The 18,571-nt window shown below is 57.2% G+C and carries 17 protein-coding genes; 12 read left to right on the top strand and 5 right to left on the bottom strand.

Going from position 1 to position 18,571, the window contains the following annotated elements; translation table 11 throughout:
• Positions 1–160: 160 nt before the first annotated feature.
• Together DBIPINDM_RS11670 and DBIPINDM_RS11665 are read right to left on the bottom strand one after the other, a co-directional pair.
• Positions 161–769 carry a cation transporter gene (locus tag DBIPINDM_RS11670; protein ID WP_416361751.1) on the bottom strand — a complete coding sequence of 203 codons (609 nt, stop codon included), beginning with the start codon at positions 767–769 and terminating at the stop codon, positions 161–163.
• Positions 762–1,700 carry a cation diffusion facilitator family transporter gene (locus DBIPINDM_RS11665; protein WP_258585855.1) on the bottom strand — a complete coding sequence of 313 codons (939 nt, stop codon included), beginning with the start codon at positions 1,698–1,700 and terminating at the stop codon, positions 762–764. Before DBIPINDM_RS11665 ends, DBIPINDM_RS11670 begins: the two co-directional genes overlap by 8 nt.
• A 353-nt stretch (positions 1,701–2,053) precedes the next feature.
• On the opposite strand from DBIPINDM_RS11665, the gene DBIPINDM_RS11660 reads away from it, so the two are divergent.
• The 4 genes from DBIPINDM_RS11660 to DBIPINDM_RS11645 all read left to right on the top strand — a co-directional run bounded on the left by DBIPINDM_RS11660 (position 2,054) and on the right by DBIPINDM_RS11645 (position 4,183).
• Complete coding sequence (locus tag DBIPINDM_RS11660) at positions 2,054–2,509, top strand: MucR family transcriptional regulator (RefSeq protein WP_258585854.1); 456 nt, start codon at positions 2,054–2,056, stop codon at positions 2,507–2,509.
• Positions 2,510–2,931: 422 nt separating this feature from the next.
• Positions 2,932–3,444, top strand: coding sequence for a ferritin-like domain-containing protein (locus tag DBIPINDM_RS11655; RefSeq protein ID WP_258585853.1), 513 nt, complete (start codon positions 2,932–2,934; stop codon positions 3,442–3,444).
• Between the two features lie 81 nt (positions 3,445–3,525).
• On the top strand, positions 3,526–4,017 hold the full coding sequence (locus DBIPINDM_RS11650) for a DUF6894 family protein (protein WP_258585852.1): 492 nt from the start codon (positions 3,526–3,528) through the stop codon (positions 4,015–4,017).
• 1 nt (position 4,018) lies between these two features.
• Positions 4,019–4,183, top strand: a complete 165-nt coding sequence (locus DBIPINDM_RS11645) for a hypothetical protein (protein WP_258585851.1) — start codon at positions 4,019–4,021, stop codon at positions 4,181–4,183.
• A gap of 373 nt (positions 4,184–4,556) precedes the next feature.
• Here the strand turns inward: DBIPINDM_RS11645 and DBIPINDM_RS11640 are convergent, their stop codons facing one another.
• Positions 4,557–4,772, bottom strand: a complete 216-nt coding sequence (locus DBIPINDM_RS11640; protein WP_258585850.1) for a hypothetical protein — start codon at positions 4,770–4,772, stop codon at positions 4,557–4,559.
• Between the two features lie 152 nt (positions 4,773–4,924).
• On the opposite strand from DBIPINDM_RS11640, the gene DBIPINDM_RS11635 reads away from it, so the two are divergent.
• A complete protein-coding gene (locus tag DBIPINDM_RS11635; protein WP_258585849.1) occupies positions 4,925–5,407 on the top strand; it encodes a DUF982 domain-containing protein in 483 nt (160 codons plus the stop codon).
• Between the two features lie 51 nt (positions 5,408–5,458).
• Here the strand turns inward: DBIPINDM_RS11635 and DBIPINDM_RS11630 are convergent, their stop codons facing one another.
• The gene (locus tag DBIPINDM_RS11630) at positions 5,459–5,833 is read right to left on the bottom strand and encodes a response regulator (RefSeq protein ID WP_258585848.1); all 375 of its coding nucleotides are present in this window, start codon (positions 5,831–5,833) and stop codon (positions 5,459–5,461) included.
• Positions 5,834–6,141: 308 nt separating this feature from the next.
• On the opposite strand from DBIPINDM_RS11630, the gene DBIPINDM_RS11625 reads away from it, so the two are divergent.
• The 4 genes from DBIPINDM_RS11625 to DBIPINDM_RS11610 all read left to right on the top strand — a co-directional run bounded on the left by DBIPINDM_RS11625 (position 6,142) and on the right by DBIPINDM_RS11610 (position 12,148).
• Positions 6,142–6,318, top strand: a complete 177-nt coding sequence (locus DBIPINDM_RS11625) for a hypothetical protein (protein WP_258585847.1) — start codon at positions 6,142–6,144, stop codon at positions 6,316–6,318.
• 704 nt (positions 6,319–7,022) lie between these two features.
• The gene (locus DBIPINDM_RS11620) at positions 7,023–10,406 is read left to right on the top strand and encodes a DEAD/DEAH box helicase (protein WP_258585846.1); all 3,384 of its coding nucleotides are present in this window, start codon (positions 7,023–7,025) and stop codon (positions 10,404–10,406) included.
• 574 nt (positions 10,407–10,980) lie between these two features.
• Positions 10,981–11,370, top strand: coding sequence for a hypothetical protein (locus DBIPINDM_RS11615; protein ID WP_258585845.1), 390 nt, complete (start codon positions 10,981–10,983; stop codon positions 11,368–11,370).
• A gap of 52 nt (positions 11,371–11,422) precedes the next feature.
• Positions 11,423–12,148 carry an NYN domain-containing protein gene (locus tag DBIPINDM_RS11610; protein ID WP_258585844.1) on the top strand — a complete coding sequence of 242 codons (726 nt, stop codon included), beginning with the start codon at positions 11,423–11,425 and terminating at the stop codon, positions 12,146–12,148.
• Positions 12,149–13,145: 997 nt separating this feature from the next.
• On the opposite strand, the gene DBIPINDM_RS11605 is transcribed toward DBIPINDM_RS11610, so the two are convergent.
• Positions 13,146–13,640, bottom strand: coding sequence for a hypothetical protein (locus DBIPINDM_RS11605; protein ID WP_258585843.1), 495 nt, complete (start codon positions 13,638–13,640; stop codon positions 13,146–13,148).
• Positions 13,641–13,810: 170 nt separating this feature from the next.
• Here DBIPINDM_RS11605 and DBIPINDM_RS11600 point away from each other — a divergent pair, with 170 nt between their 5' ends.
• The 3 genes from DBIPINDM_RS11600 (at position 13,811) to DBIPINDM_RS43315 (ending at position 17,820) form a co-directional block, all read left to right on the top strand.
• The gene (locus DBIPINDM_RS11600; protein ID WP_258585842.1) at positions 13,811–14,860 is read left to right on the top strand and encodes a hypothetical protein; all 1,050 of its coding nucleotides are present in this window, start codon (positions 13,811–13,813) and stop codon (positions 14,858–14,860) included.
• Positions 14,861–15,455: 595 nt separating this feature from the next.
• The gene (locus DBIPINDM_RS11595) at positions 15,456–16,190 is read left to right on the top strand and encodes a hypothetical protein (RefSeq protein ID WP_258585841.1); all 735 of its coding nucleotides are present in this window, start codon (positions 15,456–15,458) and stop codon (positions 16,188–16,190) included.
• Positions 16,191–16,794: 604 nt separating this feature from the next.
• Positions 16,795–17,820, top strand: coding sequence for a tyrosine-type recombinase/integrase (locus tag DBIPINDM_RS43315; RefSeq protein WP_318036933.1), 1,026 nt, complete (start codon positions 16,795–16,797; stop codon positions 17,818–17,820).
• Positions 17,821–18,571: the final 751 nt, after the last annotated feature.

Raw genomic sequence — 18,571 nt, 5'->3', positions numbered from 1 at the left:
CACAGAGCAGCGGCCCGGCGATCGTCAGCATGGGAGAATCTGGGAACGCTCGTTCCAAGAGCAGCACACTCACGGTGCTGCCCAGCGAAATCGCGGCAGCCGCGCCGAGCAGGAAGATGACTTTTTGCAGGGGGGTCAGGGCGGGCCTCCTCGGCGCCCATCAGGCGGCCACTCGGTGTTCCTCTCGGGCGGCTTCCCATACCTCACGGGCGGCGTCGGCATTCAACGCCGCAATCCCTAAGCCTACCACCAAATCTGGCCATGCCGAGCGCCAGAGAAACGCAGTCACTAGACCGGCCGCAATGATGGCGATGTTGGCAAACGCATCATTGCGGGCTGACAGGAACGCCGCGCGCGTCAGGCTGCCACTATGATGCCGGTAGGCGGCGAGCATGTAGGCGCAGGAGAGATTGACGACGAGCGCGCCCAAGCCGGTGAGCATCAGAGCGAGAGGTTGCGGTGGCACCGGCGAGTTGAACTTTTCCCACGCTGTCCAAAGAGTCGCCAAGCCGGGCACGAGCAAGATGAGCGCCAGCGCCATGCCGACCCGCGAGCGGGCGCGCATCGACCAGCCCAGCGCGAGCAGAATGAGGAGGTTCACCGAGGCATCTTCCAGAAAGTCGATGCTGTCGGCGAAGAGCGACACCGAGCCGATGGCGAGCGCAACAGTGAACTCAACGCCGAAATAGCCGAGATTCAGCAGCGCGACGAGCAGGACGACGCGACGGAGAGCATCGTTAGATTTCATGCCCGGAACTTTCTCATCCATGATCGTGCATCGCCTTCAGATGGGCGCTCGACGGCGCCCTCTCTGGCTGAAGGGTCACATGGCCGATCCCGAAATGTTCCTTCAACTCCGCCGCCGCATGAAACAGCGTTTCATCGGAACAGGGAGCGTCCGGCGTAACCAGATGGCAGGTCAGGGCAACCTCGGTGGTGCTTAGTGACCAGACATGCAGGTCGTGCAGCCCAGTGACGCCTGGCAGCCCCAGCAGCAAGGTTCTTACCTTGGCAAGATCGACCTGGGGCGGTGCCGCGTTCAGGGACATAGTGACAGAGCCGGTCAAGAGGCTCCAGGTTCCCCAGACGATCACCGCGTTGATAATGAGGCTCATGACCGGGTCAATCCAGTGCCAGCCGGTCATCAGGATAATGAATCCCGCGACCACGACGCCGAGCGACACCAGGGCGTCGGCCGCCATGTGCAGGAAAGCACCCCGGACATTGAGGTCGTTCTTGCTGCCCGAGGCGAACAGCCACGCGCAAACGCCGTTCAGGACGATGCCGCAGGCTGCGACGATCATCACGGTTTTACCGCCGACCACCTGCGGCTCGTAAAACCTTTGGACCGCTTCCCATGTCAGGCCGCCGGTCACGATCAGCAGGAAAACAGCGTTGAAGAGGGCCGCCAGAATCGATGAACCGCCAAGGCCGTAGGTGAACCGGCTGGTAGGCCTGCGCTTCGCCAGGATGACGGCGGCCCATGCGACCCCTAGACCAAGCGCGTCAGAAAGGTTGTGTCCGGCATCGGCCAGCAGCGCCACGGAGTTGCTGGCCAGCCCATAGACCACCTCCAGCACGACGAACGCGGCATTGAGGGCGACGCCTATCGCGAAGGCCTTGCCGAAATTGGCGGGAGCATGGCCGTGCCCCACCCCGTGCTCGTGGTGGTCATGTCCGTGATCGTGGTCGTGTGCCATTGCAGCGTGCCCGAGACCAATGTTGCGTTATAGGTTTTGACGCCCGTTCGATGACACTCTGATGCTAGTCACAGGGTGGTGGCAATTATTATCTGGCCATATCACCGCCGCCACGACGTTGCCCAGCCGCAGGATCGCGACTGGTTGGGCCGATTTGCTTAGCCGTCGGGAAACCGTGGGATGCGGATCGAGTTTTCAACGGATTGTCTCAGGCACGGCAAGCTACAGGCTCTATATAAGACTCGTTGCGAAGGGTGCCGGCAGGGGCAGTCGACGACCGAGATTGTTGGCCGAGTTGCGTTGTCTGCCATCATCTGTAAAAGCAGATCGAGCTCACTGATGGAGATCGACAAATGATTGATAAAACCGACGCTCATGCAATTGAATTGGCTGCGCTGACCGCCGATGTTGTATCGGCGTTTGTAAGCAATAATGCGGTGCCGGTTGCAGGCCTCCCTGATCTGATTGCCTCAGTGCACCGGTCTTTGTCAGGGTTGAGCCAGCCGGTAGCGCCAGCCACTGAACCCCCGGTGCCCGCCGTTAATCCCAAGAAGTCGGTGTTTCCGGATCACATTTTCAGCCTAGAGGACGGCCGCAAATTCAAGTCGATGAAACGGCATTTGGGCCTGCTGGGGCTGACGCCAGACCAGTATCGCGCAAAGTGGGGCCTGCCGGCTGATTATCCGATGGTAGCACCAAACTATGCTGCGGCGCGTTCAGCCCTCGCGAAGTCGATAGGCCTTGGGCGTAAGGCGGCTCCTGCGACGCCAGCCAAGAAGGCTCCCGCCAAGCGAAAGGCGAAAGCCTAGCTCCGATAGCGAGTCATCCGCGGAGCTCAGCTCCAGCCGGCGCGAAAATCGCGCATCCGATAATAACACCTATCACGACGTGCCGCTGCATAGAGGGATGATGCAAGGTCGCAAACCCACGGAAGGAGACGGCCGATACGACGTCACGGAATTTGTGGCCAGGCACGGACTTACCGCCAAATCCGCGCAAATCATCTTGATGATCAACGGGCCTTCAAGAGAGCGCTGCGATGCCGCGGCTGCCGCATTCAAGGAGGCGCTTGGCCAGAAGGCAGCAAAGTGCCTGTCCGACCGGCTTAAGATCGACTGATCAAGGGCTCCGGAGTGCTCGCTCCGGCCGTCTCACCCAGAGCTGGAACCACTTGCGTTGATCGAAGTTTCCTGTGCGCCTCGCGTCGAGGCTCAACAAGGGAGACACAACTATGGCAACGACCAAAGCGGCCTCCAACAAGGGCCTAAGCGAACTGTTCCACGACACGCTGAAGGACATCTATTTCGCCGAGAAGAAGATAATCGCGACGCTGCCGAAAATGGCCAAGGCGGCGCAAAGCCCCGATCTGAAGGCTGCGTTCGAGAAGCACCACGGTGAAACCCAGGAGCACGTTGCGCGTCTGGAAGAGGTTTTCGAAGTGATCGGCAAGAAGCCGCAGGCCAAGACCTGCGCCGCCATCGTCGGCATCACCGACGAAGGTGCCGAGATCATGGAAGAATACAAGGGCACTCCTGCCCTGGATGCCGGCCTTCTGGCCGTTGCGCAGGCTGTCGAGCACTACGAGATCTCGCGCTACGGCACCATGAAGACTTGGGCTTCCGAACTCGGCCTCGACGAAGCGGTGTCGATTCTCAACCTCACGCTTGGCGAAGAAAAGGCCACCGACGAGGCATTGACGGCGCTCGCCGAGTCGGCCGTGAACCTGGCCGCCGAGGCCGCTTAGCGGAGAGTAATCAATTTCGTAGCTTCCCGAGCCCTGGCGATCGCCGGGGCTCAAGTTGATCCCAGCCAACAGGAGAAGATTATGGAGGTTGTCGACACCCGCGTGCTGCAAGGCCAGGATGCCCATCTGGTTGAATTCCAAGGCGAAGGGGGTGAACAGGTGCGCGTCACGCTTGCGGCCGGCGAAACTGCCCGAACCGACGAACAGCTTGTGGATGCGGCCAAGGTCGTACTGGTCCAGATAGCGACCTTTGGCTCGGACACGGCAACGCCAGCGGACAACCCGGAACCTGTTGGGCAGAACTACGATGCGCCAGTCGACGCCGACAGCTACAGTCTGGAATATGAGGACGACGGAGTGGTCCGCCAGTTGCCCGGTATTAAGCTGCCTCACCTTGGGGCGGTTGAAGCGGAAGTCCGCAGGTCGGCCGAGGATTTATGGCGTGACGCCCTGGACAATAACCGAGCACCAACCGGTTGGGCCGTGCGAGCGCGCAATGCCCAGGGTACGATTGTAGCATCGGTAGATTATTCGGAATTGCAATCCGCGTCTGACGACGCCATCGGAGGATGACATGGGATTCTTCACGAAACTATTTGGCAAAAAAGCCGCTCCAGAAAAGTCAGGTGATATGCGCAAGAAAACCGGTGCCGGCCCTGCCATCGCTGCGCATTCGAAGGATGCAAAGACCAAGGCGGCAACGGGACAGAACCCAGCAGCAGCGGTAAAAAAGAAATAGAATTGCGCAAATTCCTGCCGGCCATCCCAACTGCTGAAGCGAGGGTGGCGGGTCCCGCTGGCCCTTAGACAAATACGTCTACGCCAGATCCTCCTATCGATGATAATGTCCGACCCAAGCTCTATGACCGTCGGCATGACGAGGTCGAGCGCATCTTTGATCTAGGCGAACCATCGGCCCATGAAAAAACCCGCTGCCGGGAGGAGGTGGCAGCGGGTTCGATCTGAAGCTCGCCACGGGAGGAGGTGTGGCTCGCCTTGTGTCGGCATCGCATCTGGGAGGAGTAGATGGCCGACGCGATAAAAGTCGTCGTTTGCCCAATATTGTGCAACGCACAATTTTGCATGGCAGCCGTGCGTCCGCCCGCCCATTGCTATTTCTTGGTGATGTTGCCGTGGTTCAGGTCGAAGGCCTGGGTGTCGCCGGCCTGCCTGTGAAAATCGTCCTGAAGTTCGCCCCACTCGCCGAGGTAGCCGCCGCAGCTGCTACAATGGATAGGCGTGTTCTCAGTGGCGTTGTCGGGGATATCCATCTGGATCGTCCCGCACGTCTTGCAATCGAGTTTGTGGTCGAGCCGGTTGGCATCCATTGGGTTTTCACCCTTCCTGGCATGGGGTCTAGCCTCCGCAACAATGTCCGTCCAGTCACTTACAGAATAGGATTGAGACGTTGCGAGTTTCCGGTTAACGGAACGAATACCTTTCTCCTTCGTTCGCATGCCAATCCGGACGAGGGCTGTGCATGAACGATGCCTTTTTTGACGTTGCGATCGTGGTTGAGACGTCAAAGCCAGGCGAGTTCCGGAGGTTGGCCAGTGTCGCACAGGCGGCTGTGTTCATGATGGAGCGGTGGCCCGAAGAACATGGCCCGGCTTACCGGGCTGCCCTCCGCGCCTGCACCGGGCGCCTGACATCAAAGGACGATGTCGACAATGCGCGACGCGCCTTCCTTGCAGCAGCTAAGGAAGCAGGCCTGGTCGTGAAGGACGAGGATGAGGACGCCGACCTGGACTCACAGCGTGACGCTGAGATCAAGCCCCCGTCCCTCAAGGATCAGAAGCGGCGGGAGCGTGGGCGGATGGAGGAGGAAGAGGAGTTCCTGGTTCGATTCCTGGCACGCGAAACGGGCATCACAGAGGCGCAGGCCCGGGAGCTTATCCATATGATCGGCATCGACCGGGCGTCCCTGCTGAAAGAGGCAAGGAGTCTGAAAGCTCAGCATTGAGGTCCTCGCGGTGCAGGTTCACGAGCGCAAGAGAATCGACTGTCGCGCTGCTCAAAACGAGGCTGGCTGCCCTAGGGCGGCGTGAATGGCTTTGGCAAGCTCCTCCGGTGCGCTGGGTTTCATCACCCACTGACCACTGAGGAAAATCGGGTCATGGAGCTGGGGTAAAATGCCCGAATGGATGATGAACGGGATCTTGCGATCCATGAGCATATGAGCAACCGCTTCGCAGGCTCCGTCGCGCAGTTCGAGATCGAGGATGGCGATGTCGGGCGAGTGGTTTTGCAGCCACTCCAAAGCGTCGGCGCAGGTCGACAGCACTTTCACGATGTTGAAGCCCGCGCTTTGAAGCTGGTCTTCAATGTCGATCGCGATAAGCGGCTCATCTTCCAAAAGAACGACAGAGATAGCGGTTTCGGTGTCCATGGAATTATCCCCGAAATTTGGGACAAACGAAGGGCGCTTTTTTGGCGGTAGGTAGGTCGATACGCTATCCCACGCAAGGGGTGAATCAAGTGGTTTTTCGGTTCTAAGGGGCTCCCGCCCCTCGTGTCCGCAAGAAGGCCGAGCCTCGGCTTCGCCTGCGGCCGCACCCAACCCCTCTGGCAGCCTCGCCGGTCAGGCAGGGGTGCAGGGGCACCCTTTCAATCACGAAGGGTGCGGAACGAAATACAGTGCCCGCCGTTGCGCTTGAGCTTGAGGGATAGATGCCAAGTGAGAAGGGACAACTCACCATGGGCGACGACAAAGGCGACGGCTCGCGCATGACGGAGCGCGATAAGCTTGCAATTCATCTGGCCGAGGAAACCGGTATCACCGAGGAGCAGGCGCGGGGCCTCATCAGCATGCTGGGCACCGACCGCAATTCCCTGCTCCGGGAGGCACGGGTCCTACGTCAGCAATCCCGGTAGCGAGTGTGTCCTGAAAACGACCGTTTTCCGCATTGCTAACCCATGCGGCAAAGAAGCAGTTTTTGGGCTCGTATGGTGTACGGAAACTGGGAGCGGATTTCTATTGTGCAGATAACGCCCCCCTTCCCAGCCTGAGAAGGCGAAGCAGAGGTCGACAACATCGAGGCGTGCTGCCGCATCGAAAAGCTCGCGTCTCTATATGACATAATGTCCTTTATGTCATACTCCATTCGCTTTATTTCGAGCTTGGCGACGCTCGGACGTCGGGTGCAGCTGAACTTCGACCGGAATAACACTTGAGCCAGGACACCGCATCAGTGTGAAATCGTACTTTAACTGAACCTCACTCCCTGCCTTTGCCAAATAGGTAAGCGCAACGGATGACCGGGTTTGGCCGATAGACGACTGTCGGGTTTCTGCCGCGCCCAGCGGAGAGCGGCCAGTGCCACTCCTCGCCGATGATGGGATGCTGCCCCGGAAACTAATGCGCCGTAACGTCGCTGTTCGCCACAACCCAGAAGGCGTGCCCATATGGATCGAAGTGGGTTACGTGCATGATCACTGCATTGCCAAAGCCGTACTTCTCGGTGAGCAGCCAGGCAAAGATAATCGAGGCGCTTTAGCAGCAGTTGCGCGAAAACGAGTAGACAAATGACTGTAGTCTGCCTCTCTATCTCCGAGGTCGCCAAGACGGGGGAAACTGGATGCTTCTTAAGCTTGCCTATCATGACAGGCACACGACGTTCGAAATCCCACCTAGCGACGGTTTCGACAAGGCAGGCTACGGAAAGGATATCACAGCGCTTGAGGCGCTGCCGGTTTGGACGGGAAGCCCGACCGGCCTCTCTCTGTGGGGTAATCAGAAGCAGGCCATAGCATTTGGCGCAGCGTATGCCCGGCTCAGGCAGCCGGATGGACGCGCCGAAGCAGGGCTCATCAAGATGCCGACGGGTAGCGGCAAGTCTGGCGTCATCGCTGTACTGACCCGCTGTCTTCCCAATCTCCGCCGGGCGCTCGTGTTGACGCCGCGTGAGGGGCTAGTCCAGCAAATGTATGGTGATATCCGCCGGCGCTTTTGGGCAAATATGGGCGTTGCCGACGCAGCAGGTGATGATTGGACCGGACCGGGCGTCGATCCGGCATTGATCCGGATACTCCTTCCCAATGCCGGCCGCACTCAGCGGATCTGCCATGAGGCCGAGACACGTGAGCGTGTTATCCTGGTCGGCACCCTACAGGCTCTCGACAAGATACGGATCGATCGGGATCGGCTTGCGCGAAAGGCGAGTATCGGCCCGTTGGAGAAGAAACAGTCGTCCGAGCTCTTGCGGCTCGACCAAATTCTCGCCCTGCTCACAACTTTCGATCTTGTCGTCGTCGACGAAGGACACTATGAGCCCGCAGCATCCTGGAGCCGAAGTGTACGCTCGCTTTCGCGCCCGACACTTCTCTTGAGTGCTACGCCGTTCCGCAACGATTATAAACTCTTCTCGGTGCGGGGCGCCTACGCCTACAATTTCCCCTTCCCGAAGGCCGCCGAAGCTAGGATCGTGCGCGTCGTAGAATTTGCCGATCTCGCAACCCGCGATGGCAGTTTGCCAGCAATCGATTCCGCCCTCTACGATACAGACCAGGACTTGACCGCAGCGGACAAGACTGCGATCAAAACTTTCGCCGAGCAGCTGCTTGCGATCACGCCATCGCTGCTCGCGGAAAAGCCTGCCGGATCCAAGATCATCGTGCGGGCCGCATCCTGGAGCGCGCTGGCAGCGCTCCAGCCTCTCCTGGCTGGAGACGAACAGTCCAACGCCGTGCTGATCCACGATCAGGTGCGCAAGGACGAGAACCGCCAGGCTCATCCGGGACGCTTCGTGACCGTCAAGCAGGCCCAGGCCACATCCGGCGGTGCGACCTTCTGGCTGCACCAGACGAAATTGCTCGAAGGCATCGACGATGCAACCTTCGTGGCGGTAGCCCTTCTCGATGATTTCACCAATGACCGACAGCTCGTCCAGCAAATCGGCCGCGTGCTTCGCTCGACCGATGCCAAGCGCCGAGAAATACAGACCGCGACGGTAATCGCGCGCAACCCGGATCAGCTTTCGCGGCTCAGGACAAGCTGGGACCAATATCTCGCCTTCGAAGCCGCTGGCGAAACCAGCCTCGCCAGCATCATCCCGGGTGAGGCCTACCTGCCCGAGAAGATCGTTCCGCAGATGCCCGAGCAGCAATATGTCGATGGGCGTTTCCGCGAGCGACTGCCGGTTTTGGAATCGCTTGATCGCGACGATCTCCTCGTACCGCGCCGCGCCGCCATCTTCTCAATCGGCGCCGGTTTTCACGACAAGCTCGTCGAAACGGAAGCCTATGAAGGCATCCTCGCGCGCAATCGGTTCGTTGTGCGCCCGATCGCGCGTCTGCCCGAGAATGTCTGGGGATGGACCTTCTTTACGGTCGATGAAAGCCCTTATCTGAGCCGCCATTTCGTCACCGAATGGCAGTTCGGACTGACCCTCTTGGTGCGGGTGAATAATCGCCTGTTCGCCTTCGACACAGATGGCGTGCCGTTTGATGCCGGTAAGATTGGCGTCGCGCGGCTCGACCGGGAAGAGCTGGTCCGGCTGTTCGGTCCGAGCAGCACGGCACAAAAGGTCCGGATCACAAAGCTCGCGACCGCGTCCTTGGAAATGGCCGATCGCGCGATCCGAACGATGACGACCAGTACAGCATCGTTTGAAGACACCTTCACCGACCTTCTAGATGCCGTTCTGCTGCCGACCAATGTCGCCGGCTACGTCAACAACACTGCGCGCTATCTGGGTCTCAGCCGCTCCAAGCTCACCGATGCCAGCGTCCGGCGGGTTAGCATCGACGATTATGTGCGCTGGGCGACCGCCATCGACAAGGAACTCACAACGGCCACTGCAAGCAATCGGGTTTTCGAGCGATTCGCCCAGCTTGCCGTCCCGGATCCGGATAAGGCCAAGGAGCCGACGAACATCCTACTCGATCTTCAGCCACTCGACGATTTCGGTGTTTTCATCGCCGACAAGGAAGGACAACCGTCAACGCCGAGGACGCCCGCCGTGCTCGACCTGTGTGCCGACATCGTCGACGGCAAGTTCCAGGTGACCATGATCGACGGCCGCAAACTCGATTGCGCGATCAGTTACAACAGCAAGTCCGATCGCTACATGCTCGCCAGCGACGCCTTAAATGCCGAATTCGGCCAGGGGCTTTCGGCATCGGGCACCGTCACGACTCTCACCGAGCGGATCAATACCGACCAAGCCTTCCGCATTCTCACCGCCGAGACCGATAAGGTCTACATGCATGGGAACTGGGTCAAAGCCCGCGATCTGGTGATCGACAATCGGGTACCAGCGCTTGATGTCGCCGAGGCGATCCCCGCGCTCGAAAAGACCTTTGTCGAGAAAGGGGAGGTGGCATGGGCGGCAGGCGACACCGCGAAATGGGAAAAGGAATCCATATTCGGGCTTACCAGCCGCTATATCGGCCTGACTGGACCTGGACCTGACGCCTACGCTGACGCGCTTCGGGAATTCCCGCTGATCCTGCTCGATGATGATGGACAAGAGCTTGCCGATTTCATCCTTGTTTCCAAGACTAAGGTAGTGCTGCTGCACGCCAAGGCCTTGGGCAACGATGGAAGCGATAATAAGGCCTCCGTCACTGCGATCCAGGAGGTTGGACGACAGGTAGCCGCCTCACTTGGGTTCTTCATCACCTCGTCACCGCAGATCGAGGATGATCGCTGGCAACGCGGCTATACCGCGAACAGCACGGCTATTCCTGTGCCAACTGGCGGCAATATTCGGATATTCAAAAATGCCGACGGCATCGCGGAGGATAAGATTGCACCCACGGTCCGCGCGGCGCTTCGCGATCGCCGGATCAACAAAGAGGTCTGGCTGGTCGCGGGGCGACTGCTTGATGTAGAGCGTGCTCGCGACCTCGCGCTCGCAAGCACGCTCTCCAATCGAACCCGGCAGCTAATCATGTATATCGACAGCCTGACGACGGTGTGCAGCCGCGCAAACGCGAGGCTGCGCATCTTCGCGCATTAGCTGTCGCTGACCGGCGCTCCATGTGAACTGTGCGCATCGGAGCGAGAACATCTGCCACCTCATTCGGATAGAAAAAGCGGCTAACCTCATCGATATCGGATGCGGTTCAAAATCGATCACGTGCGCGGACTATCGTGATCCATACGACGGATGTCTGCTTTTGGAAATTGGAGCCGACTAATTGTACGTCCGGAATTGGGCGCAATGCTGCCGCCCGGGTCACGGCAATTTCAGGCCAATTCGGGTCGCCAGCCGCTTCCTTTGCGGTCGATGTGGCGTTCAACGTCAGAGCGGAAAGGCAGCCGGCACGCTCACTATATGCCCTAGAGCGCCGTTTGGCACACAAGCCAGCAGAAGGCGCATATGCCATGAATCGAGGAATTGCTTTAGAGCAAACGTTAACTCAGGTGGCAGGTCGAAGTAAATATCAGTTTGAAACGCCAGAACACCTAAATATATAAATAGCCATTTAGCTGTTTAGCCATAAGGCTAACGTAATTATCCAGTGCGTATACCAATCAAAATATGATATAAAATTGTCGAATCAGTTAGATTTATTTGAGGAGACTTGAAAATGTTAGGCGAAACGAAAAATACCCCCATTGCTGAATTCATCAGAAAATGGGCTGATGCCTCAAAATACAATTATGAAGACATCGCTATCATCGCTGGGTTCTCTAAGGCAGATATAATCTATTTATTTATGAGCGGAGAAGCCAAAGTTCCGCTGGACCGTGTTCCAGGGCTCGCGGGAGCGCTTGGGTGCGACGCTAATCAGCTTTGGACGCTCGCGCTCCAGCAGTTCTTCAATCCTAGTGATTTCCTCAAGATCCAAGAGCTAAGCATCGAACGTACGCCAAACGAGCGGGCTTGGATTAAGGCCATACGCAATTTTTCGGGCAATGCAGATCCTGAATTAACGCCCGAAAGACTGACGCGGCTCGAAAAACTCCTGCTGGACTGAACCGCATGTTCTCGAACGTCGCCGATATCCACCCGACCAACAAGCTTATTTTATGAGTGTTAGCCAAGTTCACAACCTTGCGATCCTCATTGATGCCGAGAACGTTCCTGCACGCTTTGCAGACCGGCTCTTTGAAGAAGTTGCGGCTATAGGTTATGCGAGGGTAAGGCGAGGTTACGGCGACTTCACCGGACTATGGTCTGCTGCCTGGGCATCGGCATTCGCGCGACATGCGGTCGTTCCACGGCAACACTTCAGTGTCGGCAGAGGCAAGAACTCTGCCGACATTGCCCTTACAGTGGACGCAATGGATTTATTAAATGACGGTGGATTGGATGCGATCTGCCTGGTTTCAGGTGATAGTGACTTTTGCCCGCTCGCGTTTCGGATCCGAGAGAAGGGCGTGCCACTGTACGGGTTCGGAAGGTCTGATACCCCCGAGCGTCTAAGACTGGCGTGTAGACGCTTCGTCTATCTCGAGAGTCTTCTACCGGAGAGTGCTGTGACGATGCCGGTAGCTCACACCAACGTCTCGAAGCCTGACGCCACCGCATATGGTCTGCTCCGACGTGCGCTGGTACATGCACAAAGCCAAGAGGGGTGGGCACAACTCACGCACGTCGAGCAGACGCTGCTTAGACTGAGACCCGATTTCGATCCGCGGACGTATGGCCACAACAGTCTGCTTAGTCTTGTCTCACGCATGAAAGAGTTTGCGATCGACCTGCAAAACGACGGCGGACCCCGCATTAGGCCCAGGCGGAAGCAACGGATGTAGTTCAACTAAACCCTGACTCCCACTCACGCGCGCCGTCGATGGGCCTCTCACTGGCGGCCCATCATTTCCTGCAGCCGACAGCTCGATGAGACCTTTCGTAGCAAGCTGTGTTGCGAAGGTTGGCCGCAGCCCGAACTGCTGCTGGACGAATCAGCATAGTTGGGGAACCAATCGTCGTTTTTAGATGGGTAAAACGCCCCAAAAGCGAAGTCCTAGGTTTCCCCATCGACTCTGACCCGGATGCCTTCTGGCGCCACAGAGCTCCGGAAATCTGGAAGCGCCTCTCCTAATGGGATGCACTCGAGCTTCAACGCTTGTGGCCGACCTGATGACTTGGTCTCAGATCCAATCTCACGGCTACACCGTCAACCACTGGGCGGATTGCACACAGGCATTGTCTACTTCCGGCCAAATCTGGTTGACGGCTATGCAACCTAACCCACGCCAATCCTGTAAAGTCATCATCCTCAACATGACAACTGGTTTACCCTAAGTTTCCACTAAGTTGCAAAACCGTCGCTCGAAATAAAAAATGACTGCAACGTAAACCACTGCGGAGTGACACATTTTTGGCCGCTCTATATTGCCACAGGTCTTCCATAAAACGGATGGCAAACCCCGACATAGCGAGTGGAATAGCTTGCGAACCCTCATGGGCTGACCTGGTAAAGTCGAAGACATGTCAGCGTCCCTGGCCTTTGTACGCAAAGGTGAAATAGGTATTTGTTTGGCGTCGCTTAGCGCAGATGTAACCCTTCGAAAGGCTGTTTGGGTGACCCCGGGGAGGGCCGTTGATCGCCGCAATCGGACCTCGATCAGCACGTTCTCGTCGTTCTTCGAAATCTCGGCCAGGAATGCATGATCAAAGCCTTTCTGGGAATTTTCAGCGTTGCGCCAGTGCTCACTTAAGCCAGGATTTCCGCGGAGCGCCTCTCCTGGCGGCAGACACAAACCGTAGAGCGCTCTACCAAAACGTAGAGTGCTCTACCAAACCAACTTAGATATGCCGATGGTCATGGAGCCACGCTCGAAGCGCGTTCGCCAAGTCGGGCCTTATTCGTGATGGTGGCGAGCGACGCATCGCCCTCCACAAGGACGCGTCCAAAGATGAAAAACCGAGCTCCTGCATCACGCGGGTTTCGTTGATGCTGCGTTCACCCATGATCTCTACGACGCGTGCCTTTACCCATTCCATGACGTAGAAGTCGGCGTTCACCACCGCCTTCGAGGGGATCTTGGGTGAGGTTTTTCTGGCGGGCGCGGTCCGGCTGCTAACCCAGGCAAGAAACTCGCGCCGTTCCGTCGGGCTTGCCTTTGTCCAGACACTCTTAAGGGTATTCAGTGGGCGCGCTGGCTTCACAAGCCCAGCCACCTTCGCCGCCTCGTTGACGGTCTTGTACTTGCCAGCTTTGAGGCCTGCATAAATCGTAGGGAATTCGTCGCGCAACCTGCGCTCGAAATAGTCTCTGTCCCGCTTCTGTAGCTTCGGCATCCTGACTTGATCCCATCGCCCCCGTGATTTCATAGGCTGACGAACAACCCGCGAGCTTCTTGCTATAACGGCCTGCGCGCGCCGCTCAAATCGGCACGTCCAGCTCCGAGAAAACTCTGTCCTGGCCATGACCACCAACATTTGACGGGCTGCCGCCCGAGGGAGATGCCATGCCTGAAAATAAAGAAAAAGCCCAAAAGCGCTTTAACGATCTCATTGTTGCGCGGACCCTGATCCATCCTGATTATCTGGGCAAAGAGGCGAAACTGATGACAACGAAGTGGTTCAACTACCGCTTCCTGTCACCGCTAGAGGCAACCATGTTGTTTGGCGATATGTATGTGAGGGCTTTGCGTGGATACGTTCGACAGCACATCGAAAGGGACCTTGCCCAGAAAGTAAGGGGCATTAAGTCTGGGATTCCCAAACAGCGTGCTCGCTGGTTCACACAGCTCTGGGCTGCTAGGCAACGGGCTGACGAGTTTCCCATCCCTTACGATCTACAACTCGCCTTTGCCTTTGACTTCGCGGCGGGGCGGAAGCGGCGATGGTCGATGCTGCCCAACCAAGTTCATGCATCCGAGAACAACAACGAGGCATGGTGGGCGACTTTTCATTCTTTTGTTGAAAATCACCTACCCACCTACATGCATAGGCTGAATGAGCTGCCTCAGTATCGGCTAGAACATGATCGTGGTCTGGCGGCGCAGCACGAGTTTCGGGAGATCATGGCCGCAGAGCTAAACGTGAGCTCAAAATCTTGGGTCGACTGGATTGGCGAGATGGTCGTGGCGAGGCGGCATCTATGTGTGCGTGACGCAATGGAGTTGGTGCCCTCCGACTGCCGGACCGAGGTTCGTGACAGCGTCAGGAACGACTACTTGAGGGCTCGTTGGACGCCCGCGCCTAGAGAGCCGCTCGACGACGAGGATTTCTCTTTGAGCTGTTTCGGCGTCCAGGAGAGTATCGACCGCAACTCCGATCCTTGTGCGTCCTGTCCACTCGTTCAAAAATGCATGGTCGTGGCCGCGGGCACTGTCGACGCGGTAATACTGAACACGGGCTCGTCGTCTCCGGTGGTCAACGCAGATCAGGAACGCAACCGAAGGAACGTGGCGGCATTTCGCGCGCGACAGAAACTCAAGTCAAGGCGGCCTTCGTTGAGTGACCATAGCTCCTTTTGTCCGGAGGAGAGTTGCAAGCCGGGAGCGTCCTTGTAAGCGCTTCCTATGGTTGTTTGGTGTAAGCGTTCCCTATTTTATCTACTACTTTTTAATAAACAGACACATAGGAAACGCTTACATCACCCCTGCGGCAATCCACGCGCCGGCGGCACGATGCCGAAGAGTTACCGGATAACGCTCGCGATTCCGCATTACAGATGTCATGCGAGCAGTCGCGGTCCGTCTTAGTAACCACAAGCACCAAGCAAACCCTGCCGGCATGGATCCTGACCCACACTGAAGAGAGCGACACGCTCGGTTCGGGCTCGGCCAACCAGTTTCGACTGCAAGGTTTTGGGCGGGCAGGTCGTGCCGGCGCCTCGGCGCGAATTGCGCCCCTGCTTCCTCGCCGTTGCCTCGATGTCGCGAGACGGGCGAAGCGCGCCAAGGCCAGGTGGCTACTGCTTCGCCTCGGCAATCTCAATCATGATCAGACGTGTTCCGTTGCTAGCCTCAGAACCTGCCCAATGATTTTGACAAAAAAATTGAGCCCGTCGCAGCAACCCAAGAAGAAATTGCTATAAGGGGATAAGCCATTTGCGATAGAATAGTAAACGGCCATGTGAGCAATTAATCTATTGGAGTAGAAAAATTGAAAGCTGTATACGGGAAGTCTCTAACCGATCTTGAGCCGCAGCAGCTCGAAAATTGGTACAAAAGGATGGATAGAGCGCAGAAAAAATATGAAAGAGAGCACAGAAATGTTGGGTATCATCGCAGTGTAACTATAAAATTCCCAATGGATGCGGGATTTGAATTCAATATCGGCGATCTCACTGTTCCATGTCGACAGATATTGACATGGGCAGCCCAGGAGTATCCAGATGTTGCTGAGTCCGTTCTGGGGGTTCGCGATCAATTTTATGCGGGAGACGAATGGGAAGATCACAATTTTGAGTTTGATGGTCCTGATCCTAATGTTCCGACCCGTGAGGATCTTGCAATTAAGCGAGTTGAGCGGGCCAAGAGCGCCCCTGAACGCGCGGCGAAAGCTCGAGATTGGCTTGAGGATGGCGGCACGAGCTGTCAGGCTGAGTGGGATGCTTTTGCTGCACCGGCTCGAAAGGCAGTTGCCGACGAACGTTTGGCGCTCCAAAAAATGGACCAAGAGTTAGACCAGGCTTGGGAAGAATTCATTGTAGAACGCGAGACTTGGACGCCACCCCAGCGGGAGAAGCTAGAGGCCGCAAGCCGGGCTAAGCTGGATGCCCGAGCCGCCGAACTTCATGCTAAACGGTCGAATGTTGAGGAAAGGTACGAGGCCATGCTCAAAGACCTCATCCGGGCGGAGAAGGAGGAAAAAGCGCGCACGCGTGACGCCCGATAGGTCGATACGGACGCCGCAGAATCGTTATGCTGAACGGCGGCCTTTACATGCCTCGGCGGATTGAAGACGCGGGCAAGCAAGATGGATGTTGCGAAACCGCAGGTCCACTTCGCGGCAAGCTGGAGAATGTTGCGACAGGCTGTCGCACCCAACGATAGCCCGACGACCGATTGCTATAATACTCACTGTTGTCGGCCGGTCTCGATCGGCCGATGAAACACTCTGTGTCGAGCCCGGCCGTCCTCCTGCCTTGGGCGCGCCGGGCTTTTTTACAAGCGGCAGGCTTCGCATCAAGTGTTGAAGGAGAAGGTTCAACCAATGTTCGCTGTACGCCTTATTCATCCTCTCTCGCCTGATTTCCGACGGGGATACGACCGCAAGGAAGCCGCATCCTATGTTGGGGTTAGCCCCACGCACTTCGACAAGCTGGTACGGATCGGGAAAATGCCGAGACCGGTAGTTCTCCTCGGTCGAAAGGTGTGGGACCGGAGGGCGCTTGACCATGTCTTAGATCTGCAGTTGGGCATCGAGATGTCGGGCGGTCCGTTAATCTCCGCATCAGCGAATGATCTTGACGCCGAATTGACAGCGTTTGAGGCCAAGCATGGTCACGCTTGAGCTAAAGGGGCTTCATAGGGTTAGGGCTAAAGGCCGAGTCTATTGGTACGCTTGGCGCGGCGGTCCGAGACTCAAGGGTACGCCAGGGTCGCCGGAGTTTTTAGCCTCGTATAACGAGGCGGTTGCCGGCCGACAATCTACTGACAGTGGCCGCTTCCGTGCTCTCGTAGCGCTGTATAAGGCTAGCGCCGAATACAGGAAGCTTGCCGACTCGACACGGCGCAATTGGGGTCCTTGGCTTGATCGGATCGCCGATCACTTTGGGGAATTGCGCATCGCCCAGTTCGACCGACCTGAGAAGATTAGACCGGTAATACGCAGATGGCGTGCGACGTTCGCCGAGAAACCCAGATCTGCCGACTACGGCATGCAGGTTCTCTCCCGTTTGCTCTCCTACGCGGTTGATCCGCTCGGCAGGATTGCTTCGAACCCTTGCGAAGGGATCAAACATCTCTACAGCGTTTCTCGTTCAGAGATCATATGGACGATACAAGACATCGCTCGAGTTAAGATGCACGCCTCCATCGAAGTGCAGCACGCCATTGAGCTTGCAGCATGCACCGGCCTACGTGCAGGCGATCTTGTAAGGTTGTCCTGGTCGCATGTTGGAGAGGACGCAATTGTCGTTACTACGGGCAAGAGTAGTCATCGTCGAGAGGCGATCATCCCCCTCTATCAGGAACTAAGAGACCTGCTGGCGCGCATTCCGCGCGTTTCGACCGTGATCCTGACCTCGAGCAAAGGGCGCCCCTGGAACAAGGACGGGCTTGGCAGTTCCTTCGTCAAGGCCAAGAAGGACGCATGGCCTGAGGGTTGCGATTTGCACTTTCACGACCTGCGTGGCACTGCCGCGACGAAGTTCTATATCAACGGCCTGACGGAGCGTGAAATCGCAGAGATAATGGCATGGGAGGAGGACAACGTATCGCGCATCATCCGCCGCTACGTTGGTCGGTCCGCAGCAATCAAGGACCGAATCCGAAGGCTGGATACTGTCCAGAGCCGACCATAGACGGGATGGAGCGTTGATCTTTTGTGAAGGACAGCAAGATACGCACTGCGAAACTGACTGAGTCCTTTCAGATAATTCTGACAAGTAGGTTGCTCTAAAACAGACATTGTCCGCACCGTTGGAGAGGGGCAGGTACTGCTAGTGAAGCGTTATCTACACAATAGAAATGCACGCGCAGTTTCCGTACACCAAACACCCGAGAATGCCATTATCTTGGTTGCCTGCGCGGACTGTCCGGGAAACGGTCATTTGCTGGACATGTGCATGTCGGGTCCACATGCGCATTGGGCGAGTGCTGCCGCGGAAGATGAAGGTCGGCTTTGCGCCTTAACTCGGCCATTTAAAGTTAGCCGTGCCACTGCCTAAAGCGGACATTACCGTGAACGCACCGGAGGCCACAATCGCCATTGTTGTTGAGTAAGTCCGGCGCATCGCAAAATCGTCGATGGTAGGACCCTATCTCCCGGCGCTTTGCATGGAATCAGGATTCAATTTGGGGCCTTTGCGGGACGCCAAAGCGCCATCCGCGACCGCGATCCGGACACCTTTCAACAATATCCGCCCGGAAACGAACACTCGGCCCGACTGTCTTTCGCAGATCGCGGTTTCCCTTCCGCCGAAGCTCATACCACCCGCCCCGATGATGGCTTCCCTAATCGCATTAGCAATTTCGAATATATTATCGGATGTCACCCTGTGCTCCTGAAATACAGTCAATCAATTGGGGATGAGGACCTGCCGCCGGATTTGG

Origin of the sequence: Mesorhizobium sp. AR02 (assembly GCF_024746835.1) — a bacterium.
Lineage (GTDB): Bacteria > Pseudomonadota > Alphaproteobacteria > Rhizobiales > Rhizobiaceae > Mesorhizobium.
This window is presented reverse-complemented; position numbering and strand designations above follow the sequence as displayed.